Source organism: Streptomyces sp. NPDC052687 (genome assembly GCF_040678395.1).
Classification (GTDB): domain Bacteria; phylum Actinomycetota; class Actinomycetes; order Streptomycetales; family Streptomycetaceae; genus Streptomyces.
In genome coordinates this window covers 24,685-47,380 of the sequence record NZ_JBFATR010000038.1, presented here as the reverse complement: position 1 = coordinate 47,380, position 22,696 = coordinate 24,685, and the positions used below count along the sequence as shown (strand labels likewise).

Sequence of the window (22,696 nt, the reverse complement as noted above, 5' to 3'; positions counted from 1 at the left end):
CTACGGCAGGGTCCACTTCTGGTTGGGTCCGGTGTGGCAGGTCCACAGATGGACCGCGGTCCCGTCGTTCCACGTACCGCCCGACGCGTCCAGGCACTTGCCCGACTGCGGATTGCGCACCGTACCGTCGGACTGCGCCGCCCACTTCTGCGCACCCGTCCCGTTGCACGTCCACAACTGGATCCGCGTACCGTCCGCGCTGCCCCCGCCGGAGACGTCCAGGCACTTGCCCAGCGCCTTCAGCGAGCCGTCACCACCGACCGTCCACCGCTGCGCGGCCGAACCGTTGCACGTCCACACCTGCACCTTCGTCCCGTCGGCCGTCTGCCCGCCGTCCACGTCCAGACACTTGCCGTTCACCCCCTTCACCTCACCGGAGCGGGTTCCCCCGCCGGAGGTGGTGAAGGAGAACTCGTCGACGTCGAACAGCGAGCCGCTGCCGCCCTTGAAGACGAGGTGCAGGGTCGTCGAGCCGCCGGGCTGGTTGGCCAGGTCGGCCGACACGTCCTGGAAGGTCTCCCAGCCGCCGGTCACCGGTACGGTCGCGGTGCCGAGCAGGGTGCCGGCCGGCGATCCGGCGCGTACCTCGATGGTGCCGCCGACGCCCGCGGAGGAGACCCGGGCGGTGAACCTGGTGGCGTTGTCGAGGGCGTACGGCGTGAAGGAGATCCAGTCGCCGTTGTCGATGTGGCCGACGGTCCGGCCGCCGTGCGCGGGGGTGTGGGTGACGACCTGGACACCGGCGGAGCCGCCGTAGTGCTCGGCCTGCCGGTGGCTGGGCTGGGTGATGTGCTGGTCGTGCGTGGTCAGCGCGGGCTGGCCGTTCGCGCCCTTGTCGGTGTACTCGGCGTCGATGACGCCGAAGATGTTGGCGTTGGGGTCGTGCTCGCCGTCCGCCAGGGTCTGGAGCGTGCCCTCGCAGCCGGTGGTGGAGGTCTGCGGGTGGCCGTGGCTGTCGTGTCCGACGATGAAGGTCACCTTCACCTTGGAGCAGTCGACCGTGCCGTCCTCGGGGTCGGTGACCGTCACCTTGAAGGGGATGGCGGCGCCGAAGTCGTAGATCCGTCCGTCCACGGGCAGGTCGAGCCTGACCGTCGGGGCGGTGTTGCCGACGGTGATCTGCACCGACGCCGTCGCGGACTTGCCGGTCGGGTCGGTGACCTTCAGGGTGGCCGTGTACCGGCCGTTGGCGGTGTAGGTGTGCGTGGGGTTGGCGGCGGTGGAGGTGGTGCCGTCGCCGAAGGTCCACGCGTAGCCGAGGGCGCCGCCGTCGGGGTCGGAGCTGCCGGCCGAGGAGAACGCGACGGTCAGGGGCGCCTTCCCGGAGGTGACGTCGGCCTTGGCCTGCGCGAGCGGCGCGAGACCGCCGGTGACGTGCTCGATGCGGTACAGGGCGGAGTTCTCGTCGCCGCTGAAGTAGCCGGTGCCGTAGTCGAGGACGTACAGGGCACCGTCCGGGCCGAAGGCCATGTCCATCACCTGGGTGCCGCTCCAGGGGAAGGAGTTGATGGACTGCACGGTGCCGTCGCCGCCGGACTCGATCCGCTTGATCCAGCGGCGGCCGAACTCGCCGGCGAAGAAGTCGCCGTCGAACTCCTGCGGGAACTTCACCTCGGAGGCCGAGGCGGCGTCGTAGCGGTAGACCGGGCCGCCCATCGGGGACTCCGACCCGGAGCCGAACTCGGGGACGGATCCGCCGTCGTACGGGATCCAGGCGGGCTGCGCGGGAGGCAGGTCGGTCAGGCCGGTGTTGCGGGGCGACGTGTTCTTCGGGGCCGCGCAGCTGAACGCGGACCCCGAGGCGCCGGTGGCGAAGTCGTAGTCGACGTAGGCGTCGTTGTCGCCGGTGCAGTACGGCCAGCCGTAGTTGCCCGCCTTGGTGATCCGGTTGAACTCCACCTGCCCGGCGGGTCCGCGGGTGGGGCTCGCGACGCCGGAGTCGGGTCCGTAGTCGCCGAGGTAGACGATGCCCGTGGCCTTGTCGACGCTCATCCGGAACGGGTTGCGGAAGCCCATGGCGTAGATCTCGGGGCGGGTCTTCGCGGTGCCCGGCGGGAAGAGGTTGCCGCTCGGGATCGAGTACGACCCGTCGGCGTTGACCTTGATCCGCAGGACCTTGCCGCGCAGGTCGTTGGTGTTGCCCGAGGAACGCTGGGCGTCGAAGGCGGGATTGCGGCTCGCACGCTCGTCGATCGGGGTGAAGCCGTCCGAGGCGAACGGGTTGGTGTCGTCGCCGGTGGACAGGTACAGGTTGCCGGCCGCGTCGAAGTCGATGTCGCCGCCGACGTGGCAGCAGGTGCCCCGTGAGGCGGGCACGTCGAGGATCTTCTTCTCGCTGGCGAGGTCCAGGGTGCCGTCCGTCTTCAGGACGAACCGGGACAGCCGGTTGACCCCGTCGAAGGGGGCGAAGTCGGCGGCGGTGCCGTCGGCCGGGGCGTCACCGCCGGGCGTGCTGAGCTTCGGCGCGTAGTAGAGGTAGACGTACCGGTTGGACGAGAAGCCGGGGTCCACGGCGACGCCTTGCAGGCCCTCCTCGTCGTGGCTGTAGACGTCGAGCTTGCCCACGACGCTGGTGGTGCCCGCGGCGTTCGTCAGCCGGAGGGTGCCGTCCCGCGAGGTGTGCAGGACCGAGCGGTCCGGCAGCACGGCCAGGGTCATGGGTTCGCCGGTCTCGGCCACGCCCTTGGCGAGCGTGACTTGCTGGAACTCCGGGGCGGCGGGCGCCTCGGCCCGCCCGGCCGGGGCCGCGGGCGCGGCGGTTGCGGGGGACGCCGGAAGGAGGAAGCCGAGGGCGCAGGCCACGGCGGTCAGTAAGTGGCGGACACGTCTGTGTCCATACGGTCTCGTGCGCACAGAGGTCTCCCGATGTGGGGTGGGATGACGGCAGGCCTCAGCGGACTGCCAAGACGTTCATGGGCCTGTTCACAGGCGCGCGCCGTCGCGCCGTCGAGACCGGCCGACGCTCTATGACCGGTTCATTTCAAGGAAGTTAGCGGGCTTCGTCGAACGGCGTAACCCGTTCGACGCAAGTTCTCGATACTTTTTCCACGACAGAGACAAAGTGGTGAAGCATCGCGGGGCGTCGCACCACGCCGGGGTGTGACGCCCCGCCGGCCCGTCTCAGGAGGCCGGGGGCAGGGGAGCGAGCACGACGATGTCGTCCTCGTGGAGGCTGGCGGCGACCACCGTGCCGCCGTGCTCGGCGACGCTGGTCACGAAGCCGTACGCGCAGTCGTCCGACCGCAGGTCGTGGACGACCCGGCCGTCGAGGTCGAAGGCCATGACCCACGCGAGGGACGCGGGCCTGGGGCGCACGGCCTGCGGCAGGTTCCACAACAGGGTCCGCCACAGGCCCGGCCGGGGCAGCAGGCTGTCCAGCAGGGCGTTGCGGGGAGCGGCGAGCGACACCCACAGGAGCCCGCCGGCGCCGAGGCTCATGTTGTCGGGCAGGCCGGCCAGGTTCTCGGCGAACGGCTCGACCGTCCCGGCTCCGGGGCCGGTGAGCCAGTAGCGGCGCACCCGGTATCCGGCGGTCTCGGCGACGAGCAGATGCGAGGCGTCCGGGGCGAGCACCAGTCCGTTGGCGAACTTGAGGTCGTCGAGCAGCACCGTGACGGTGCCGTCGGTGTCCCGGCGGACGAGCATCCCGGTGCAGGAGTGTTCGAGGATGTCGCCGAGGTAGTGGTCGAGGTCCCAGCGGCGGGTGGAGACGGTGAACCAGATGGTCCCGTCGGGGCCTCGCACCACGTTGCTGGCGAAGGTGAGCGGGCGGCCCGCGAGGGAGTCGACGAGGGTGTGGACCGATCCGTCGGCGCCGATGCGCAGCAGTCCCCGGTCGTGGTCGCAGACCAGGACGCCGCCGTCGGGGCAGGGTTCCAGCCCCAGTGGCCGGCCCCCGGTGCCGGCCAGCACGGTACGGGCGCCGGTGGTCGGGTTCATGCGCACCACGCTGCCGTCACCGAGACCGGTGAGCAGGGCTCCCCGGCGGTCGAAGACCACGTCTTCGGGACCGTGGCCACCGGTCGGCAGGCGACGGGCCACCACGAACCGGCGGGTGGCGTGGGTGCGGCCCTGGTCGGCCGGGGCCGGGGGCGGGGTCCAGCGGCGAGGTGAGATCAGGCGGCGGGTCGAGGTCACGGCGGGCTCCCTGCTCGGGCGTCGGTGCGGTGGACGGGGCCGGCGCCGCACCGCCACGTCCACACGGTCCGCGCCGGCCGCGCGCTCACCGCTCCCCTACCCGCGGTCGGCGCGCAGTGACGCTGCCGCGGCGTCAGGCTGCTCCGCCGCGGGCTCGGGGCAGCCCCGCCGCGGACTCAGGGCAGCCCGCCGCGGACTCGGGCGGCGGACTCGGGCGACGGACCGCGGGGGGCGTGCGTCCGCGGCGGCTTCGGTGACGCTTCAGGGCGATACGTCCGTCCGCACGCGTCGCCGCGCGGACTGCTCCCCCGGCAGCCGTTCGGGCCGTCTCAGCAGCGTCCGGTCAGCTTCAGTGCCGCGTTCAGCGGGCCGCATTGTGCGGTATGCCGGGTCTCCGGCCGCTCGGACTACTCATCGGCCCCGCCTCCGATGGCCCGGTACAGGGCGGTCAGAGCCGCGCACACTCCCACGGTGCCCCCGAACGTGGAACCGGCGCGCTGGAAGACATCGGGCCAGTTGGCTCCCGCGGACCGCGTTCCCCAGGCGACGGCCAGGGCGACCAGGGCGGACAACACCACCACGAGACCGGTCGCCAGCAAACGGACCACCCTTGCGTTACCCATCTTTCACCCCTCTACCGCTCGGCTACCCACTCCCTTGGAAAGGTGATCTGCATCCGATGGAAACAACGACTGAATTCCGGACAGAATATCAATTCCGCCCATAACTCCGCGATGGAACACGTACGTACAATCGCGCCCTTTTATGATCCGGCCAAGGCAAAGGCCCTCCGGCCGAAAGCCGGTGGAGTTCCCTTTTTCTCAGGCCCGAGTGCGCCGCAGGGCTGGAACCGCGGGGCGCCGTGCGGGAGTCATCAGGGCGTACGCAGCGCGGCCGCTCGATCGCGGAGGCCCGCCCGACCGCCTACCGGAAAGCGTTCATGACCGTCTCCTTCAGTGACCAGCTCCTCGCTCTCGCCCGGCCGAACCTCGCCTGGGTGTGCGAGCAGCTCGACCTCTTCGACTCCCTGGTGCCCGCCGGGGTGGTGTCCTTCGACCGGGACGAACCGTCCGTGACACGCTCGGGCATCACCTTGCGCGCCCACGCCATCGGCACCTACGCCCTGGACGGCACCTGGATGTGGGCGTGGGCCAACGAGTCGTACCGGGACAGCGCGATCGCGGCACGTTCGCTGGAGCTGCGTGAGCTGGGTGAGCGGGAGGGTGTGCCGGAGCTGACCGAGCCGATGCCGGATCTCAACCACTTCCCCGACCCCCGGCTGGCGGCCGATCACCTGCTGCTGATGTGCATGGGTCTGCTCGACGCCCGGGGCGGGGTGATCTGCGCGGTGAACGAACGCGGCCGGCTCTTCATGGTCGTCGACGACCCCGCCGTACCGCGGGCCGAGCCGCGCGCCGCCCGGCTCGCCACGGCCCTGCGCAACGGCGTCGCGCTGCTGCCGGGTTCCGCGCTGCAGCCGGTGCGGGGCTGGTTCGCACGGCACGGGATCGAGCCGGCGTACGGGCCCGGCCGGGTGGAGGGCGTGCTGGACGGGGGCGACCGGGTCGTCGTGACCCTGGACGGCGAGGGGGTCACCGGTGTCGAGGTCACCGGACCGGACGGGGGCGCGCCCGCCTGCGGCGCGGCCGGGGAACAGGAGTTGGAGGGGGCGCGCCGCTCCCCCGACGCGCCGCACCGGACGTTCCCGCGGCCGCTGCTGGCCGTGGCGGCGCGGGAGATGGCCTTCTCGATCCTGCGGACGCGGGCGATTGTCCAGTACGCGGACGACCACCTCGACTTCGCCGGTCGCGCGCCGCTGTGGGACGAGCGGGCCGGGGAGCTGCGGTTCCCCGGCGGGGGCCTGAAGGCGCGCCGTCTCGGCTCCTACGACACCGAGGAGGGCTGGTTCCGGTGGGCGCCGGGGACGGAGGACGTCCGGGAGCGGTTCCGGGAGGCGGCCGGGCTCGGCCGGACGGAGGCCGGGAACCTGCCCGAACTGTCGGGCGAGCAGCTGGATCTGCGGGTGTACGGGCCGCGGGAGGCGGTCGCGGTCGCACTGGCCCGCACGGCGGCGAACGTGGCGGGCCACACCTTCACCTCGCTCGGGAACGACTTCTTCGCCGTCACCGACGAGCGCCTGGGCGACACCGGGATCACCGACCTCGACGGGGCCGTCACGGACATCCGCGGGGGCGCGAGCTGGCTCCAGGGCCTGGTGGAGCAGTCGACCCGTGCCGAGACCATGCGGTCGCTCGCCCAGTCGTACTTCGAGCGCGTCGGGTTGCAGGTGTGGCACTACGGGCAGCCGGACTTCATCAGCGGCGTGATCGGGGTGTACGAGGTGCGGGTCCACTTCGCGCCGGACGGGACCATCACCGAGGTCACGCCCGGCATGCTGATGGGAGCGCCCATGTGAGGCGCCCCCGTCCCCGTCGCTCCCCTGAGCGACGGGCCGCGGTCACCGAGGGCCGGGCGGCACACCGATGGTCGCGGTGCGCCGCCCGGCGGCGGTGCGGACCGGCCGTGCTTCGGCTCGGCCTTGGCGTGCTACGGGAGCGGTGTACCGCCCGTCGCGTTGACGATCTCCGCGGTGATGTACGACGCCTCCTGCGAGGCGAGGAAGACGTACGCGGGGGCCATCTCGGCGGGCTGGGCGGGGCGTCCGATCGGCGCCTGCTTGCCGAACTCCTGGGTGTCCGGCATGGTCGCCGGGATCAGCGGTGTCCACACCGGGCCCGGTGCGACGGCGTTGACCCGGATCCCCCGCTCGATCACCATCTGCGCCAGTCCCTGGGTGAAGTTGACGATCGCGCCCTTCGTCATGGCGTAGTCCAGCAGATGCGGACTGGGCTTGTACGCCTGCACCGACGTCGAGTTGATGATGCTGCCGCCCTCCGGCATGTGCCGCAGGGCGAACTTGCACAGCCAGAACATGCCGTACAGGTTGGTCCGCACCACCCGGTCGAACTGCTCGGTGGAGATCGCCTCGATGCCGTCGGGCTGCGACATCTGGTAGGCCGCGTTGTTCACCAGGATGTCGATCCGGCCGAACTCCTGAACGGCGCGGTCCACCAGGGACCGGCAGTTCTCCTCCTCGCGTACGTCGCAGGAGACGGCCACGGCCTGTCGCCCGGCCTCCTCGACCAGCCGTACGGTCTCGGCGGCGTCGTCCTTCTCGTCCTCCAGGTAGGTGAAGAGGACGTCTGCCCCCTCACGGGCGAACGCCAGCGCGACCGCCCGTCCGATGCCCGAGTCGCCGCCGGTGATCACGGCCTTGCGGTCCGTCAGCCGGCCGCTGCCCCGGTACGACTCCTCCCCGTGGTCCGGGGGCGGGTCCATGGGCCCGGTCCAGCCGGGGTGCGGCTGGTTCTGGCCGGGGAAGTCCGGCTGCGGGTGCTGTTCGGTGGGGTCCTGCTGGTGCTCGGTCACGTGGTCAGCCTCCTTGTCGGCAGGTACGACCGGTGCGGTGCCCGGTGCTCTGCGGCCTGCGGCACGGGTACCCACGACAGCGCGATGTCGATCAGGTTCGCCGAGGCCGGTGCGCCGGGTCCGTCCTGTGCCGCCCGGCGCGTGGTGAAGCCAATCACCGCGGGCACGCTTCGCGAGGACCGCCACGCTGGCCGGCGCGGCCGGCCGAGTGAACGGCGCAGTCAGCGGCGAGTGGGCGGCGGATCGCCTCACACCGTGGCTTCGGGCCGCTCCGCGGTGAGGTGGACCACGTGCGTCCGGGCGGCGTGCGGGGTGAGCAGGCCGCGCAGTTCCCCGGCCGCCGTCTTCAGGAGGTGGCCGTCGTGGGAGGCGCGGAGGGTCTCGAGGACGAAGGTGACGCGGGCGGAGTCCTCGGTGACGCGGGTGCGGTGGGCGTCGCGGTGGTTCCAGTGGCGGGTCAGGACGCCGTCGGTGTCGGCGTAGACGACCTCGCCGGGCTTGGGGGTCTCCACGGTGCCGGGTTCGCCGAGCGGTGTGAACTCCTCGCTGCCGTCCGCGTACCGGATGACGACGTCACCGGCGACGTGGTCGAGGTCGAAGGCGCCGGCCGGCAGGCCGTGGCGGACGGAGACGGTGTTGTAGGCGTCGACCGCGGGGTTGACGCGCGGCAGGGTGCCCTTCTTCGCCAGTCTCCGGCCGAGGGCGTCGACGCTGGGACGGATGCGGCGGGGGTTGGTGCCGAAGGAACGGTAGGCGGTGTGCCAGGCCTCGATCCGCGGATCGGTCTCGTCCGCGGGCTGCCAGGTCCCGTCGGCGAGCTGCCGCTCCAGGTCCGCCACGGCGGCGGCGGTCTCCGGCCAGGGCCCGTGGCCGTCGAGGCCGGTGGCGGTGACGAGGGCGATGAGGGTGTCGGGGAAGGCGTCGGCGACGGCGGGGCTGAGACGGAACGTGGTCATGGCTGGGGCTTCCAGGTCTGTCGGGCGGTCGTGGGGCGTGGTCAGGGCTGCTTGTAGGGGCCGATGCGGTCCATGCGGCGGCGCTGCTGGGCCGCGGCGGCGAGGTCCAGGCCCTGGGCGCGTTCTGTCAGGTGGTCCGCGACGGCGGTGCGGTGTCCGACCGGCTTGTGGTCGTCGTACTTGAACTTGGCCCGCACCTCGGTGACGTCCAGGTACAGGCCTCGGATACCGGACAGCATGCGCCCGTAAGGGGGTTGGCCGACGACGATGCCGGCGTGGTCGCCGGCGGGCTGGAAGTGCGCCATCTGGACGCGCAGGAGTTCCGCCTTGGCCTCGGGGTCGTCGACGATCGTGGCGCGGCAGGTGAACTGGACGGCGGTGTAGTAACTGGTGGGGACGCCGTCGGCGGGCGGGGTGTCCGGCTGGGCGCGCCAGGGGCCGGGGACGAAGGTGTAGTCGCCGAAGACGGTGAACAGGACCTTCGGGTCGTTCTCGAGCGCCTTCCAGACGGGGTTCGGCCGGGCGAGGTGGATCAGGAGCCGGCCGCTGCCGCCGGCGAAGTGGGTGGGCACGGCCACGGGCGGCCGGCCTGCCGGGCCGTTGACGCTGAGAAGGCCGAAATCGTGACCGCCGGCGATCCAGGACTGCCATTCGGCTTCGTCCAGACTCGCGTCCCAGGGGTGGATCAGCATGGGGAACTCCTTGCGCGGCGGGGCAGAGCGGGGCGGAGGCGGCGGCCGGGGCGACGCTGGAGGCGGCACGGTGCGTACACCCCTTACGATGTCACTGGAACGACCAGACCGTACATCGAACCGACCAGCCCGTGTCAACCGAACGACCGCGCGGTGCAATGGAGTGGGTCGGGGATCACTCAGGAACGAGGACGGTGATCAGGTGGCCGAGACAGAGGCGGCCCTGCGCACACTCGCGCACAACGTCAGAACCGCCCGCACCCGCGCGGGCCTGTCCCTCGACGAACTCGGCCGACGCGCCGGTGTCAGCAAGGGGGCCCTGGTCGCCCTGGAGAAGGCCCAGGGAAACCCGAACTTCGCCACGCTCGTCCGGCTCGCCGACACCCTCGGCGTCTCCGTGTCCGCCCTCCTGGAAGGGCCGCCCGAGGAGCGCGTCCGCGTCGTGACCGCCGACGCCGTCAAGCCGCTGTGGGTGGGCGAGCGGGGCAGCGAGGCCCGGCTCATGCTGACCACCTCGGGCACCGCGCCCGTCGAGGTCTGGCGCTGGCGGCTTCAGCCCGGCGAGGAATACCCCAGCCACCCCCACCAGGCGGGAGTCGTCGAAACCGTCAGCGTCACCTCGGGGCGGATGGTCCTCGTCGCCGACGGCATCGAGCACCCCCTGCACGCCGGACAGACCGCCACGTTCGACGCCACGGTCCCTCACACCTACCGCGGGGCGGGCGAGCGGACCTGCCACCTCGTCATGACCGTCCACCTGCCACCCGGCCCCACACCCTGACCACCACTCCGGTGACCCTGGTGGCCACCACGGCCGACGGCGCGGCCGGCCGATGCCGGTCCCGGAGCCGGCGGCGTGCTTCAGGGGCGGTACGACACAGCGCGGCGCATCGGAATGGTGTCCGCGCGGTAGTCGAGCTGGATTCGGCCCGGCGGGCCGGTCGTCTCGAGGGGCAGGCTGGACGGGTGTTCCTCGGACGCGACCGGGCCGATCTCCCGCGCGCCTCGGTCGACGACGCGCTCCCAGGCGGCCCGCTGTGCGTCGGTCAGCCGCAGGGGTGGCAGGTCGGCGCGTCGGCGTCGGCGTCGGCGTCGAGATCGGCGTCGAGGTGGTCGAGGGTCTCGTGGAGTGTCAGGCCGGGGCGTACCCGCACCAGGGTGATGTCGTCGGTCACCCGGTGAATCTGCGCAACACACGGAGACGGCTGTGAGATTCGGCGGGAGCGGTCACGCGCGGGGCCCGCAGCCGGTGCTGTCCGGCTGCGGGCCCCTCGGTGTCGGGTGTCACAGGAGGGTGATGGGCTTCTGGTCGTCCGTGGCCGGCGCCGCCGGCGGTTCGGGGACCGGTGGCGGGGGCGTCGGTGCCTCGGTGGGCGTCTGCCGGGCAGCGGGGACTCGCTCGGCCGGGACGGGCGCGGCTTCCGGTTCCCGCGGGGCCGCGGTGCGTACGTAGCCGTAGATCACCGAGGCCATCGCCAGCAGGAGGAGCGGGCCGTACAGCCACGGGTGCCTGGCCATCTGCGTCGGGAGGTAGTAATACGACGCCAGGAGCGCGGCGAAGACGGTCGTACCGTACGCGACCAGCTGGAGTCCCGGCCGGTCCCAGCCGCGGTCGAACGAGCGCAGGGCCGCCTCGATGGTGAGGACGAAGACGACTCCGGCGACGAGGTCGGCGCCGTAGTGGTAGCCGAACCCGAGGGTGGCGCACAGCGTGGCCACCAGCCAGAAGGTGCCTGCGTGGCGCAGGACGCGCGGACCGCGGCGGGTGTGGAGGAAGATCGCGGTGGCCCAGGCGGTGTGGAGGCTGGGCATGCAGTTGCGCGGGGTGATCTCGTCGAAGGGGATGGGGTGGGGGGTGGTGAGCGGCGGTGGTGTGGCCGGCCAGATCTCGGCCACCGCCCACTGGCGGGTGGGCCAGGTGTCCGACCAGATGCTGACCGAGGCCCAGTGTTCGGTGCCGGTGCCGTAGGCGAAGATCGGCCCGACGACGGGGTAGATCATGTACACGGCAGGGCCGAGGAGGCCGATCATCAGGAAGCTGCGCACCAGGTGGTGGCGGGGGAAGCGGCGCGCGGTCGCGACGTGGCGCAGCTGGTAGAGGGCGACGATGACGGCGGCGACGGGGAGCTGGCCGTAGACGAAGTCGAGGAGGTTGTAGCCGAAGGCTCCGGTGGCCTCGACGATCCGGCCCGCCACCCAGGACGGGTTGCCCAGCGCCTGGTCGGCGGTCGCCACGTACGGGTCGAGGACGTCGGGGCGGGTCTCGGCGGTGATCAGCAGCCAGGTGTCGCCCGTCTTGCGGCCGGTGATCAGGAGCAGGCCCAGGCCGACGCCCTTGAGCAGCAGGGCGCGCTCGGGGCCGGTGCGGCGGGTGAGGGCGATGGCCGCGCAGCCCAGCATCACCCACAGCGCGCCGTTGCCGAAGGGGTGGCCTCCGGTGACCTCGGTGTCGGTGGCCCAGCGGACAAAGAGGAAGGTGAGGTCGACGCCGATCGCGGCGGCCAGGGCGAGGAACCGCTGCCGCCAGGTGAGGACCACCATCATCAGCGCCATGCTGGCGTACAGCAGACCACCCGATTTGGGCGGGTATATCACCTCTCGCACTTGGTTGGTGATCGGCCCGGGTACGCCGTAGCGGCGGGCGGCGATCTCCAGGGCGACGAGAAATCCGAGGGTGACCACACCGGCGGCGACCCACAGGAGGGTGCGGGGTCGCCGCGGGGCGGGGAAGGTGTTTCTGCCCTGTCTGCGCGAAAACACCCGCATTGCTCTGGATATCAATTCTTCGGCCAATTTTTTTCCGTTGGGTGAGGGGCAATTGGGGTGTCCTCGCAGGCCCGAACATGTTAACGGAGCGGTGCGTGGAGCGACCCGGCGCGTTACGGTCAACGGTTCGGGCCACCGGGAAAGACGCTTCCTGGCCCTGGAAGGTGCCGTGGTGGGGGAAATCGGAATGCGGCCTGACCGGCTCCCCTGCTACGGTGCGCCGATGTCATCGGTCAGGAAGTTCCAAGTCACCTTCGACTGCGCGGAACCCGAGCGTCTCGCTCGCTTCTGGTGCGAGGTGCTGGGGTACGACCCGGCGCCGCCACCGCGGGGGTTCGCCAGCTGGGACGCATTCGACCGCACTCTGCCGCCCGAGCAGCGGGGAGGGTCGTCCGCCTGCGTCGACCCCTCGGGTGAGGGGCCGCGGCTCTACTTCCAGCGCGTCCCCGAGGGCAAGGTCGTCAAGAACCGGGTCCATCTCTGCGTGCGGGTCGGCACCGGGCTGGTGGGGGAAGAGCGCCTCGCCGCACTCCGGGCCGAGTGCGCGCGGCTGGAGGCGCTCGGCGCCAGGTGCGAGCGCGTGCTGCTCGCCGACGAGCACAACGAGTCGTGCATCGTGATGCAGGACATCGAGGGCAACGAGTTCTGTCTCGACTGAGCGTCGGCGCGCGAGGACCCGGCGTTGGCGCGGCCGGTTCCGCGCCCGTGTCCGCGCCCGTTCCGGGGCGCGTTTCCGGGCGCGTGGCCGGGCCTCAGTCGCCCACTCCGGCCTTGTCCAGGGCCTCCGCCAGGGTGCGCAGCGTCGCGATGCCTTGTTCGGCGTGGTCCGCGAAGATCATGGCCGAGAGGGTTGTGACTCCGGCTTCGGCGTAGGCCTGGAGCCGGTCGGCGATGCGGTCGGTGGGACCGAGCAGGGCGGTGCGGTCGAGGAATTCCCGCGGTACGGCCTCGGAGGCCGCTCGCAGTTCCCCGGCCAGGTAGAGCCGCTGCACCTGTTCGGCCTCGCCGGGGAAGCCGGTGCGGGCCATCAGCCGGTTGTAGAAGTTGTGCTCGCGTGAGCCCATCCCGCCCACGTAGTGGGTGGTGAACGCGCGCACCCGGTCGGCGCAGTCGGCGAGATCGTCCCCGGTCGCGACCGGCACCGCCGCCACCACGTCGAAGCCCCGCAGATCCGCCCCCGTGCGCTCCCGTCCGGCGCGCAGTTCCGTCAGGAACTCCTGTCCGGACTCGGGCTGGAAGAAGACGGAGAGCCAGCCGTCCGCGATCTCGCCCGCCAGGCGGACGTTGGCCGGGCCGATGGCCGCCAGGTAGACCGGCACCTGCCTGCGCCGGGGGCGCATGCCCAGCTGGAGGGCCTTGCCGGGGCCGTCGGGGAGCGGCAGGCGGTAGTGCTCCCCGTCGTAGGTGACGGTCTTGCGCTGCAGGACCATCCGGACGATGTCGACGTACTCGCGGGTGCGTGCCAGCGGTTTCCCGAACCGGGAGCCGTGCCAGCCCTCGGCGACCTGCGGCCCGGACACGCCGAGTCCGAGGCGGAAGCGGCCGTCGGAGAGCAGGTCGAGGGTCGCGGCGGTCATCGCCGTCATGGCGGGGGTGCGGGCGGGGATCTGCATCGCCGCGGTGCCCAGGTCGATGCGCGAGGTCTGCGCGGCGAGCCAGCCGAGCAGCGAGACGGAGTCCGAGCTGAACGCCTCGGCGGTCCAGGCCACCGAGAAGCCCAGGCGCTCGGCCTCGCGGACGTACCGGGCGGATTCCTGCGGGCGGGCTCCGGCGCCCAGGGGGCCGAGGTAGCGGAGGTTGAGTCCGAGTCTCACCGGTCCGGGTGTCCTTCCTCTGTGGTCGAAGAGCGATCGAGGACTACCGAGACTGCCGGATCGCGCGGCGGCGTGCTCAGACGACCAGGCCGCCGTCCACGCCCAGTACCTGGCCGGAGATGTAGCGGGCGCGGTCGGAGACGAGGAAGGAGACCAGGTCGGCGACGTCGTCGGGGGTGCCGAGGCGGCCGAGCGGAACGCGGTCGAGGATGTCCTTCCGGGTCGCCTCGGTCAGGCCGGCGGTCATGTCGGTCTCGATGAGGCCGGGCGCCACGACGTTGGCGCGCACCCCGTACTTCCCGCACTCCTTGGCCAGGGACTTGGTGAAGCCGATGATCGCCGCCTTGGAGGCCGCGTAGTTGGCCTGCGTGGCGTTGCCGTGGACCCCGGCGATGGACGACAGCGTCACCACACAGCCGGCGCGGCGCTTCATGAACGAGAAGATGACCGAGCGGCACATGTGGTAGGTGCCGTCGAGGTTGGTCGCCATCACCTCGCTCCACTCCTCGCCGGTCATTCTCACCAGGGGATTGTCCCGTACGACTCCCGCGGAGGTCACGACGGCGTCGACCGGGCCGAGCCGGCTCTCCGCGGCGTCGGCGAACGCCCGCACCTCCTCCAGAGACCTCACGTCCACGCGGTGGGGGACGACACGGGCTCCGGTGCCGGCGACCGACCTGACGACCTCGTCGGCCGCGGCGGCGTCCGAGCGGTAGCAGAACGCGACATCGAATCCGTCGTGCGCCAGGCGGGACACGACGGCGCGGCCGATGCCGCGGGAGCCGCCCGAGACGAGCGCCACCGGGCGCTGGGTGTCTGGCATGTCTTTCTCCTGAGGGGCCATGGCGAGCGGGGGTGGTGAGGGTGCGGCCGGCCGTGCGCCCACCGGGGGGCAGGGGGCCGGCCGCTGTGCCGCGGGTGCCTCAGGACGCGGCCCGGGCGGCGCGCTTGTCCCCGATCAGCCGGTGGACCTGGGTGAGCGACGAGACCCGCTTGAAGTCGTCCTCCTTCAGCTTGACGCCGTAGTGCCGCTCCAGCCGGGCGACGATCGCCAGCGCCATCAGGGAGTCGACCTCCAGCTCCTGCACGAAGTCGGCGTCGTCCGTGACCTCCTCCACGTCCAGTTCGAGGACGTCGGCGATGAGGAAGCGCAGGTCTTCTTTGTCGAGTGCGATCCGGGTGTGGGTGGACATGTGCGGGTGTTCCCTTCGCAGGTGGGTGTCGGTGATGTCGGCCTCGCGGGGGGGCGCTCAGCGGCGCCTGGCGGTCACCGGCAGGCCGTGGCGCGGCCGGACCGTGATGCGGGCCAGGTGGTCGACCGTGAATCCGGGAACGGGCTCGAACTCCCAGTCGCGGCCCAGGGTGGCCAGCGCCATGACGCCCTCCATCCGCGAGAAGGCGGTACCGATGCACTGCCGCGGGCCGCCGCCGAAGGGGAGGTAGGCGAGGCGCGGCCGTCCGGGTGCCACCGCGTGACCGGTGAGCTCGTCCGCCGCGTCGGCGGGGTGCGGGTCCTTGAGCCAGCGCTGCGGGGCGAAGCGCTCGGGCTGCGGCCACCACTGGGGATCGCGGTGGATCACCCACGGAACGATCCCGACGAAGCTGTCCTTGGGGATGCGGTAGCCGTGGAGTTCGAAGTCCTCCAGGGACCGGCGGGCCATGCCCATGATCGGCGGGTAGAGGCGCATCGCCTCGGAGAACACCGCGTCGGTCCAGGTGAGGCGGGGCAGGTCGGCGATGGTGGGCAGCCGGTCACCGAGCACCTCGTCGATCTCCTCGTGCATCCGCTCCCGCGCCTCGGGGTGGTTGCCGAGCAGGTGGTAGGACCAGGTGAGCGCGTTGGCCGTGGTCTCGTGGCCGACCATGAGCATGCTGATCGCCTCGTCGCGCACCTGGCGGTCCTCCATCGGCTCCCCGGTGTCGGCGTCCCGCGCCGCGAGCAGCATGGAGAGCAGGTCGGCGCCCTGTCCGTCGCCCTGCCTGCGCTCCGCCATGAGGCGGTAGACGATGGCGTCGAGCCGGTCCCGGCCCGCGAAGAAGCGCTTGTTGCCGGGCAGCGGCAGCTTCGCCAGATAGCGGGCGAAGGGCAGGGAGTCCCAGCGCATCGGGCCCTCGTCGCGCGGGATGGCGGTGCGGACGGTGCGGGCCACATCGCTGTCGAGCGAGACGTCGAAGATCGTACGGGCCACGACGGCGAGGGTCAGCTCGGTCATCTCGACCGACAGGTCGAGCCGGTCCCCGTCCTTCCAGCCGGCCTGGATGTCGTCCGACAGCTCGGCGAAGGCACGGCCGTAGCCGGCGATGCGCTCGTGGTGGAACATCGGCTGGATCAGCCTGCGCTGCTTGCGGTGGAGGTCGCCGTCGCTGGTGATCAGGCTGTTGCCGAAGATCACCGACAGCGGGGCCTCCCACGTGCCGCGTCCGGCGCCCATGGTGGCCTTGGTGAAGTGGCGGTGCGAGGTCACCAGGACCTCGTGGACCGCCTCCGGGTCGCTGACCAGGAACATGTCCCGCATGCCGAGCGGGACGCGGACCACAGGACCGTACTGGTCGCGCAGACCGGTGAAGTAGTCCATGGGATCGCCGGACATCGTGAGCAGCGCGCGCAGCCGGCCGGTCGGACCGGGCGCGGCCGTGGCCAGGGGCCGGGTGGAGAGCTGGGTCATCGAGGTGCCTTCCTGGGATGTGGTCACGGGAGACCCCGCGGGCTCGGCCCGGCTCGGCGTGAGCCCGTGCACAGGGGCGGGGTCACTCCCTGACGAAGCGTTGGAGGGCGAGCGCGACGTTCTGCCCGCCGAAGGCGAAGGAGTTGGACAGGGCCGCCCGGACCTCGTACGGCCGGGCGGTGTTCGGCACGTAGTCGAGGTCGCACTCGGGGTCGGCCGCGTCCTGGTTGATGGTGGGCGGGATGACGCCGCGGTCGATGGACAGGGCGCAGAACGCCGTCTCGGTCGCGCCGGACGCGCCCAGCAGATGGCCGGTCATCGACTTGGTGGAGCTGACGGCCAGGTTCCCGCTGTGGCTGCCGAAGGCGGACTTGATCGCCTTCGTCTCGGCGGCGTCGGAGAACGGGGTCGAGGTGCCGTGGGCGTTGACGTGGTCGATCTCGTCGGGCTTGAGGCCGGCCTCGCACAGCGCGGCGAGCATGGCGCGGGCGGCGCCCCGCCCGGTGGGATCGGGGGCGGTGACGTGGTACGCGTCGCTGGTCTGGCCGTAGCCGCAGATCTCGGCGTAGACGTACGCGCCCCGTGCCTCGGCCGACTCCGCGGTCTCCAGGAGCAGCATGGCGGCCCCCTCCCCCATGACGAAGCCGTCCCGGTCCGCGGTGAACGGGCGGGAGGCCCGCTGGGGTTCGTCGTTGCGGCGGGACAGCGCGCGCAGGTTCGCGAAGCCCGCGACGAGCGGTGAGGCGATGCAGGCCTCGGAGCCGCCGGCCAGCGCGGCCCCGGCGTAGCCGTCGCGGACCAGGCGGTAGGCCTGCCCGATCGCGTCGGCCGAGGAGGCGCAGGCGGTGACCGGGGCGGCGCCGGGGCCGCGGAAGCCGAAGCGCTGGGCGACGGTGCCCGCGCCCATGTTGACGATGGAGCTGGGCACGAAGAACGGGGAGACCATGTGGGGCGCCGTCGCGTCCTTCAGCACCCCCGCCCGCATGGTGCCGGCGCCGCCGATGGCGCTGCCGATCACGGTGGCGGCGCCGTCCCGGTCGATGCCGTCGAGGCCCGCGCGCTCCACCGCGAGTTCGGCCGCGGCGATCGCGAAGTGGCAGAACCGGTCGAGGCGTCTGACCTCCTTGCTGGTCAGCCAGTCGGCAGGGTCGAAGTCCGTCACCTCGGCGGCGATGCGCACCGGCAGCCGCCCGGCGTCGAAGGCCTGGATCGGTCCCACTCCGGAGGTTCCGGCGAGCAGCCGCGTCCAGACCGTCTCGGTGCCGGTGCCGAGCGGGTTGACCATGCCGATGCCCGTCACCACCACCCGGTGTCGCCCCGGCAGGGTGGTCATCCGGGCTCACCCGGCTCGGCGAGCCCGAAGAGGGACTCCATGCGCATCGCGAGGTGCACGTCACCCTGGATGTGCAGGCGGCCCTTGAGCAGCAGGTCCAGGCCCTGGGCGGCGGCGGAGGCCATCTCCACGAAGCTGACCGCGTCGAGGGCGAGGGTGACCGCCGGGGCGCCCGAGGTCCCTGTCTCGCGTACGTCGCAGGAGTCCGCGGTCAGGACGAGGTCGTACGCGAGGGTGCCGGCCGGGGGCCTCGCGATCTCCCAGCGGATGGTCCGCGGTCCGCCCGTGAGGCCGCCGGTGTAGCGTTCGGGCATCTGCTCGAAGACCGTGCGCAGCACGTCCGCGCCGTCCGGGGTGGCCAGCCAGGCCGCCAGGTCCTCGCGGGGCAGCCCGGTGAGGGCGGCGCGGACTTCGGAGAGGACGCCGGAGCGCAGTCCCTCGACTCGCTCCGGGGAGAGGACGGGTCCGGCGGTCATGAGGTGCCTTCCGCTCGTGCGGGTGCCAGCCCGCTGTGGGCTATCCGGTCGACGGCCTGCCGCAGTTCCCGCCGTGGTGCCCGTCCGGGCAGCCGGGCGAGGACGTGGCCGTCGGGCCGTACGAGAACCGCTTCCGGCCCGTGCAGGGCGTACGTGTCGGCGAAGGCCCCGTCGGCGTCGCGCAGGCCCGGCCCGTCCGAGGTGATCACCGCCGCGGTGAGGGGCAGGCCGACGACGGTCGGGGTCTCCTGGGCCACTTGCTCCCAGACGGCCCCCTCGGCCCCGGTGAGCAGCGCGAAGCCGGTGCGGGTCAGGTCGATCGCGGAGATCCGGTCGCCGGCCTGGTCGAGCCAGGCGTGCGGGGCCCGGTGGCCGGCCCGGGCGGTCGGCCGGTAGGTCACGATGTCCTGGACCACCGGCTCGCCGGGGCCCGGCTCATAGGTGAACCCCAGTGTCTGCCCTTCGAAGTCGAAGTGGGGCCGGTGCTCTTCGATGTTGCGGGCGAACTCCGCCGGGTCGCCGTCGGACTGGAGCAGCGCCCGCTTCTGGAGGGCGTTGCGCTCACTGTGCCGGGCGTTGAACTCTGCGACCGGGCGCCGCTCACGCTCGTAGGAGTCGAGCAGCGTGTCGGAGGCGCCGCCGCGCAGTACCGCGGCCAGCTTCCAGGCCAGGTTGTGCGCGTCCTGGATGCCGGTGTTCATGCCGAAGCCCCCGGTGGGCGGGAAGGTGTGGGCGGCGTCCCCGGCGGCGAGGACCCGGCCGTCGGCGCTGTGCCAGGAGGCGAGTCCGGTGGAGCCCATCACCCAGTTCCGTACGGAGTGGATGCGCAGCCCCGCGATCGCCTCGCCCGACTCGCCGATGGCGGCCTCGATCAGCTTGTGGTGATCGACTCCCTGCTCGAAGTAGGTGTGTTCCTCGTCGGCGGTGAGGGCGGGGATCTCCAGGAGCCATTCGCCGCGCTTGGGGTCCACGGTGACGAGGACGCCGCGCACGGTGTCGTTGAGCACCCAGTACAGGGCGCTCTCCCGGCCGGCCGTCCAGGGCGAGAGGTCGGCGCTGAAGTGGATGTCGAGGAGCCTGCCGAGCGGTGGGGCCGCGGTCCGCCGCAGGCCCACCGCCTCGCGCAGGGACCCGTGCAGCCCCTCGGCCAGGACGGCGTAGCGGGCGTCGACGACGGTGGGGTGCTCGCCCCCGGCCGTCACCGTGACCCCGGACGGCGTGCGGATCAGTTCCTCGGCCCTGACGCCGCGGATCACCCGCGCGTTCTCGGGGAGCCGGTCGACGAGCAGCGCTTCCACCCGGTTCTGCGAGCAGATGACGGGGAGGGCCGGGCTGTTGACCGCGCGCTGCATCAGGGCGTCCGCCGAGGCGATGATGTCGAGGGCGGCGAGTTCGGTGCCGGCGAGCTGGGTGCACCAGGTGATGCGCGCCGTGTTCTCCAGGGGTACGCCGGCCCGGCGGACCTCGGCGTCGACGCCCAGGTGCCTGAGCAGTTCCATGGTGCGGGAGTTGATCACCGTGGCGCGCGGATGGCCGGACGGTGAGGTGCGCTGTTCGAGGACGACCGTGCGGACGCCGAGTGCGGCGAGGAAGTGGGCCGCGGCGAGGCCGGTGGGCCCGCCGCCGATCACCACGACATCGGTCTCCACCCGCGTGGCGGTCTCCGGCGGCTGCGGTGGGGACGTGGTCATCGGCGCACCTCCCCGAGCCGGGCGACGACCGGTGCCAGGCGCCGGGCCACCGCGGCGTCGAAGCCGGCCTTGAACAGGACGCGGGCGATGACGACGGTGGGCAGCCCGGCCAGGATGGCGCCGGTCAGCCAGAGCACGAACACCCAGGTGAGCGCGGTGCGCCGGACCTCGCCGGGCCGGCCGGCGGCCCGGATGGCCCGGCCCCAGACCCGGAAGGCTTTCCCGGCCAGGAGGTCGGCCGCGGCCAGCGGGGCGTGCACGGGGGCCGCGTCATGGGCGGCGAGGACGTCGCGGACCCGGTCGGCCAGGGTCTCCTCGAGGTCGGTGCGGGACGCGGGGTCGGGCCGGTCCTGGGAGAGTTCGGTCTGCGCCGGGGCGGGGCCGGCTGGCGGCGGGGCGAGTACGGCTGGTTGTGGGGCGAGTTCGGTCTGCGCCGGGGCGGGACCGGCTGGGCTTGAGGCGAGTACGGCTGGCGCTGGGGCGAGTTCGGTCGGCGGTGGGGCGAGTTCGGCGATGCGCTCGCCGAGGAGGGCGAGCCGGTCCAGCTCGTCCGTGCCGACTCCGGCGCGCGGGAACCCCCAAGAGGCCTCTCGCTTGCCGGCGAGCAGCCAGCGCAGTGTGGTGACGAAGGTGATCCCGGCGGAGGCGGTGTCCACCGCGGAGATCGTGCCCAGGTAGCGGCCGCCCGCCGCCTGGATGAGCCGCCGCACTTCGATGGCGGCCGAGTACCACATGTTCCGGCAGGCCACCAGGCCGACGACGGCACGCCCGTCGAACGCCTTGGGCCGGTCCCTGATGAGCGCGCGCATGGGCAGCGCCGGAGCCAGGTACCAGACAGGGAAGGCGAAGACGACCAGGTCCGCGTCGTCGTCCTCGGCCACCGGCGGCCGGGCGGTGATCTCGGGTGCCCCGTCGGGGTCGACGGAGGCGGGGAAGACACCGAAGAAGCGGCGTAAGGGCCAGGGGAAGGGGAAGGCCTGGCGCGGTCTGATCTCGACCTTGCGGATGTCCCACCCCGCCTTCTCCAGCGGGTCGGTGACGGCGGAGACGGCTTCGAGGAGCTGACCGGTCTGCGAGTACCAGTAGACCGTCACTCGGGGCTGTGCGCCCATGGTGTCAGACCTCCCCGGCGGAGACGGCGGTCAGATGTGCGAAGGACACCGCGAACCGACCGGACTCGGGGACCATCACCAGCAGCTTGTCGCCGGCGGACACCAGGCCTTCGCTGAGCATCTCCTCGAGGATCACGTAGATGCTGGCGGAGCCCATGTTCCCGACCCGGGGCAGATTGCTGTACCACTTCTCGGGGGACGGCCCCTTGACCTTCTTCTTGTCGATCTCCTTGAGCACCATGGACTTCATGCGCTCGCTGGAGTAGTGCGCGGGGAACCAGGTGAGCTCGTCCGGGTCGAAGCGGCCCTCGTCGAGCAGTCGCTGGTACTCCTTGACCCCGATGCGTACGAGGTGTGGCAGCAGGCCCAGGTTCTGGCGCAGCGCCAGCGCGCCGTCGGCGGCGGCTTCGGCGGCGGAGGCGTAGTCCCACCAGGTCTGCTCCGCCGAGTTGTCCGCCGAGCCCAGGTACATGCAGGTCTTCTCGGTGTTGGCGTAGGAGGTGAGCGTGATCCAGTCGATCCGCAGGCTCACTCCGTCGGCCGCCGGGCGGTCCTGCACCACGGCGGCGCCGGCTCCGTCCGAGAGCATGTAGCGCAGGAACGCCATCTCCATGGCGATGGCGCCGTCCTCCGAGACGGGCCGGACGTCGGCGAACCGGTCGCTCCTCATGAAACGCGAGGCCAGTTCGGACGCGGAGGCGATCGCGTTCTTCTTCTCCCCGGCCGCCACCTGGAGGTAGGCGTTCTTCAGCGCCATCATCCCGGAGCTGCAGATGCCGTGGGTGGTGACGATCTCGCAGGGCGGGCTGCCCAGTTCGCCGTGGATGCCGCTGGCGATGCCGGGCGCGACGAGATCCGGGACGGCGGTGGCCGCCGCGATGAGGTCGATGTCGTCCAGGGTGATGTCCGAGCGGTCCACCGCCTGGCGAATGGCCGCGACCGCCATGTCGGTGTTGGAGAACAGCGTCTTCTGCTGCTTGTCGATGGCGTAGTGCCGTGACTTGATCCCGCAGTTGGCGAGGATCTGCTCGCGCAGCTCGGAACTCGCCCGGCCCACGCTGCCGATGTAGTCCTCGATCTCCTCGTTGGGCACCGGTTCGCCGGGCAGGAAACGTCCCATGGCGGTGATATAGGCAGGCATTGCAGAATCTCCCCCGTGCTCTAGGCGGTTGCCTTGGCTTCGACCTTCGAGACGGCGAAGTCCAGGACGTCGCCGACGGTGCGGAGCGAACCGATGCGCTCGTCGTCCATCGAGATGCCGTACGCACCCTGAAGGGTCTGCGCCATGGCGACGAGGTCGAGTGAGTCGATGCCGATGTCGTCGTAGAGATCGGATGTCACGGAGAGGTCGTCCGGGTCGGCATCGCACTTGGCCACCAGGAATTCCGCGATATCCGTGTACAGGTCGGTCCTCAGAGACATGTTCACCTCCCGTGCCCCACCCCCTGTGCGGCACGCATTTCACTCTGGCTCACGCCGCGGGAGGGGGGCATCAGAGAGGTTCACGGGGCCGCTCTGAATATTTCCCGGCCCTTAGGGGCCGGCCGGGAGGGGGGTGGCTGCCTGGCACCACCACCCCGTCACCGTGTGGCCGTGTGGCCGTGTGGCCGGAGTGGCCGGGGCT

The 22,696-nt window shown here is 71.9% G+C and carries 21 protein-coding genes; 3 read left to right on the top strand and 18 right to left on the bottom strand.

Annotated elements, in window-relative coordinates; translation table 11 throughout:
* The 3 genes from AB0K92_RS25300 to AB0K92_RS25290 form a co-directional block, all read right to left on the bottom strand.
* A complete protein-coding gene (locus AB0K92_RS25300; protein ID WP_365926405.1) occupies positions 1 to 2,802 on the bottom strand; it encodes a lectin in 2,802 nt (933 codons plus the stop codon).
* Between the two features lie 318 nt (positions 2,803 to 3,120).
* Positions 3,121 to 4,137 carry an SMP-30/gluconolactonase/LRE family protein gene (locus AB0K92_RS25295; RefSeq protein WP_365926403.1) on the bottom strand — a complete coding sequence of 339 codons (1,017 nt, stop codon included), beginning with the start codon at positions 4,135 to 4,137 and terminating at the stop codon, positions 3,121 to 3,123.
* 407 nt (positions 4,138 to 4,544) lie between these two features.
* Entirely contained in the window at positions 4,545 to 4,760 is a 216-nt protein-coding gene (locus tag AB0K92_RS25290; protein ID WP_365926401.1) for a hypothetical protein, read from the bottom strand.
* A gap of 317 nt (positions 4,761 to 5,077) precedes the next feature.
* Here AB0K92_RS25290 and AB0K92_RS25285 point away from each other — a divergent pair, with 317 nt between their 5' ends.
* Complete coding sequence (locus tag AB0K92_RS25285; protein WP_365926399.1) at positions 5,078 to 6,553, top strand: DUF6882 domain-containing protein; 1,476 nt, start codon at positions 5,078 to 5,080, stop codon at positions 6,551 to 6,553.
* A gap of 131 nt (positions 6,554 to 6,684) precedes the next feature.
* On the opposite strand, the gene AB0K92_RS25280 is transcribed toward AB0K92_RS25285, so the two are convergent.
* From AB0K92_RS25280 to AB0K92_RS25270, 3 genes are all read right to left on the bottom strand, one after another.
* On the bottom strand, positions 6,685 to 7,566 hold the full coding sequence (locus tag AB0K92_RS25280) for an SDR family oxidoreductase (RefSeq protein ID WP_365926397.1): 882 nt from the start codon (positions 7,564 to 7,566) through the stop codon (positions 6,685 to 6,687).
* A gap of 248 nt (positions 7,567 to 7,814) precedes the next feature.
* Positions 7,815 to 8,522, bottom strand: coding sequence for a phenylalanine--tRNA ligase beta subunit-related protein (locus tag AB0K92_RS25275; protein ID WP_365926395.1), 708 nt, complete (start codon positions 8,520 to 8,522; stop codon positions 7,815 to 7,817).
* Positions 8,523 to 8,563: 41 nt separating this feature from the next.
* Positions 8,564 to 9,214, bottom strand: coding sequence for an FMN-binding negative transcriptional regulator (locus tag AB0K92_RS25270; RefSeq protein WP_365926393.1), 651 nt, complete (start codon positions 9,212 to 9,214; stop codon positions 8,564 to 8,566).
* A 202-nt stretch (positions 9,215 to 9,416) separates the two neighbouring features.
* Between AB0K92_RS25270 and AB0K92_RS25265 the strand changes: the two genes are divergently transcribed.
* Positions 9,417 to 9,995: an XRE family transcriptional regulator gene (locus AB0K92_RS25265; protein WP_365926391.1), complete on the top strand. Its 579-nt coding sequence runs from the start codon at positions 9,417 to 9,419 to the stop codon at positions 9,993 to 9,995.
* A gap of 265 nt (positions 9,996 to 10,260) precedes the next feature.
* On the opposite strand, the gene AB0K92_RS25260 is transcribed toward AB0K92_RS25265, so the two are convergent.
* Both AB0K92_RS25260 and AB0K92_RS25255 read right to left on the bottom strand, forming a co-directional pair.
* The gene (locus AB0K92_RS25260) at positions 10,261 to 10,389 is read right to left on the bottom strand and encodes a hypothetical protein (RefSeq protein ID WP_365926389.1); all 129 of its coding nucleotides are present in this window, start codon (positions 10,387 to 10,389) and stop codon (positions 10,261 to 10,263) included.
* A 109-nt stretch (positions 10,390 to 10,498) separates the two neighbouring features.
* Complete coding sequence (locus AB0K92_RS25255) at positions 10,499 to 11,980, bottom strand: phosphatase PAP2 family protein (protein ID WP_365926387.1); 1,482 nt, start codon at positions 11,978 to 11,980, stop codon at positions 10,499 to 10,501.
* Between the two features lie 223 nt (positions 11,981 to 12,203).
* Between AB0K92_RS25255 and AB0K92_RS25250 the strand changes: the two genes are divergently transcribed.
* Positions 12,204 to 12,638 carry a VOC family protein gene (locus AB0K92_RS25250; RefSeq protein ID WP_365926385.1) on the top strand — a complete coding sequence of 145 codons (435 nt, stop codon included), beginning with the start codon at positions 12,204 to 12,206 and terminating at the stop codon, positions 12,636 to 12,638.
* Positions 12,639 to 12,732: 94 nt separating this feature from the next.
* On the opposite strand, the gene AB0K92_RS25245 is transcribed toward AB0K92_RS25250, so the two are convergent.
* The 10 genes from AB0K92_RS25245 to AB0K92_RS25200 form a co-directional block, all read right to left on the bottom strand.
* A complete protein-coding gene (locus AB0K92_RS25245; RefSeq protein ID WP_365926383.1) occupies positions 12,733 to 13,794 on the bottom strand; it encodes an LLM class F420-dependent oxidoreductase in 1,062 nt (353 codons plus the stop codon).
* A gap of 76 nt (positions 13,795 to 13,870) precedes the next feature.
* On the bottom strand, positions 13,871 to 14,617 hold the full coding sequence (gene fabG, locus AB0K92_RS25240; RefSeq protein ID WP_365926381.1) for a 3-oxoacyl-ACP reductase FabG: 747 nt from the start codon (positions 14,615 to 14,617) through the stop codon (positions 13,871 to 13,873).
* Positions 14,618 to 14,717: 100 nt separating this feature from the next.
* The gene (locus AB0K92_RS25235; RefSeq protein ID WP_365926379.1) at positions 14,718 to 14,987 is read right to left on the bottom strand and encodes an acyl carrier protein; all 270 of its coding nucleotides are present in this window, start codon (positions 14,985 to 14,987) and stop codon (positions 14,718 to 14,720) included.
* Positions 14,988 to 15,044: 57 nt separating this feature from the next.
* Complete coding sequence (locus AB0K92_RS25230; RefSeq protein ID WP_365926377.1) at positions 15,045 to 16,460, bottom strand: cytochrome P450; 1,416 nt, start codon at positions 16,458 to 16,460, stop codon at positions 15,045 to 15,047.
* 82 nt (positions 16,461 to 16,542) lie between these two features.
* A complete protein-coding gene (gene fabF / locus AB0K92_RS25225) occupies positions 16,543 to 17,793 on the bottom strand; it encodes a beta-ketoacyl-ACP synthase II (RefSeq protein WP_365926375.1) in 1,251 nt (416 codons plus the stop codon).
* Positions 17,790 to 18,269, bottom strand: coding sequence for an SCP2 sterol-binding domain-containing protein (locus AB0K92_RS25220; protein WP_365926373.1), 480 nt, complete (start codon positions 18,267 to 18,269; stop codon positions 17,790 to 17,792). The genes fabF and AB0K92_RS25220 overlap by 4 nt, the downstream gene beginning before the upstream one ends.
* On the bottom strand, positions 18,266 to 19,960 hold the full coding sequence (locus tag AB0K92_RS25215) for an FAD-dependent oxidoreductase (RefSeq protein WP_365926371.1): 1,695 nt from the start codon (positions 19,958 to 19,960) through the stop codon (positions 18,266 to 18,268). The genes AB0K92_RS25220 and AB0K92_RS25215 overlap by 4 nt, the downstream gene beginning before the upstream one ends.
* The gene (locus AB0K92_RS25210; protein WP_365926369.1) at positions 19,957 to 21,072 is read right to left on the bottom strand and encodes a hypothetical protein; all 1,116 of its coding nucleotides are present in this window, start codon (positions 21,070 to 21,072) and stop codon (positions 19,957 to 19,959) included. Before AB0K92_RS25210 ends, AB0K92_RS25215 begins: the two co-directional genes overlap by 4 nt.
* 4 nt (positions 21,073 to 21,076) lie before the next feature.
* The gene (locus tag AB0K92_RS25205; protein WP_365926367.1) at positions 21,077 to 22,213 is read right to left on the bottom strand and encodes a 3-oxoacyl-[acyl-carrier-protein] synthase III C-terminal domain-containing protein; all 1,137 of its coding nucleotides are present in this window, start codon (positions 22,211 to 22,213) and stop codon (positions 21,077 to 21,079) included.
* Positions 22,214 to 22,233: 20 nt separating this feature from the next.
* The gene (locus AB0K92_RS25200; RefSeq protein WP_165995125.1) at positions 22,234 to 22,494 is read right to left on the bottom strand and encodes an acyl carrier protein; all 261 of its coding nucleotides are present in this window, start codon (positions 22,492 to 22,494) and stop codon (positions 22,234 to 22,236) included.
* Positions 22,495 to 22,696 lie beyond the last annotated feature (202 nt).

Coding starts and splice junctions, on each gene's coding strand:
- AB0K92_RS25215 (WP_365926371.1), bottom strand. CDS start 19,960: ATGACCACGTCCCCACCGCAGCCGCCGGAGACCGCCACGCGGGTGGAG.
- AB0K92_RS25230 (WP_365926377.1), bottom strand. CDS start 16,460: ATGACCCAGCTCTCCACCCGGCCCCTGGCCACGGCCGCGCCCGGTCCG.
- AB0K92_RS25210 (WP_365926369.1), bottom strand. CDS start 21,072: ATGGGCGCACAGCCCCGAGTGACGGTCTACTGGTACTCGCAGACCGGT.
- AB0K92_RS25235 (WP_365926379.1), bottom strand. CDS start 14,987: ATGTCCACCCACACCCGGATCGCACTCGACAAAGAAGACCTGCGCTTC.
- AB0K92_RS25270 (WP_365926393.1), bottom strand. CDS start 9,214: ATGCTGATCCACCCCTGGGACGCGAGTCTGGACGAAGCCGAATGGCAG.
- AB0K92_RS25290 (WP_365926401.1), bottom strand. CDS start 4,760: ATGGGTAACGCAAGGGTGGTCCGTTTGCTGGCGACCGGTCTCGTGGTG.
- AB0K92_RS25220 (WP_365926373.1), bottom strand. CDS start 18,269: ATGACCGCCGGACCCGTCCTCTCCCCGGAGCGAGTCGAGGGACTGCGC.
- AB0K92_RS25255 (WP_365926387.1), bottom strand. CDS start 11,980: ATGCGGGTGTTTTCGCGCAGACAGGGCAGAAACACCTTCCCCGCCCCG.
- AB0K92_RS25200 (WP_165995125.1), bottom strand. CDS start 22,494: ATGTCTCTGAGGACCGACCTGTACACGGATATCGCGGAATTCCTGGTG.
- fabG (WP_365926381.1), bottom strand. CDS start 14,617: ATGCCAGACACCCAGCGCCCGGTGGCGCTCGTCTCGGGCGGCTCCCGC.
- AB0K92_RS25250 (WP_365926385.1), top strand. CDS start 12,204: ATGTCATCGGTCAGGAAGTTCCAAGTCACCTTCGACTGCGCGGAACCC.
- fabF (WP_365926375.1), bottom strand. CDS start 17,793: ATGACCACCCTGCCGGGGCGACACCGGGTGGTGGTGACGGGCATCGGC.
- AB0K92_RS25275 (WP_365926395.1), bottom strand. CDS start 8,522: ATGACCACGTTCCGTCTCAGCCCCGCCGTCGCCGACGCCTTCCCCGAC.
- AB0K92_RS25285 (WP_365926399.1), top strand. CDS start 5,078: ATGACCGTCTCCTTCAGTGACCAGCTCCTCGCTCTCGCCCGGCCGAAC.
- AB0K92_RS25205 (WP_365926367.1), bottom strand. CDS start 22,213: ATGCCTGCCTATATCACCGCCATGGGACGTTTCCTGCCCGGCGAACCG.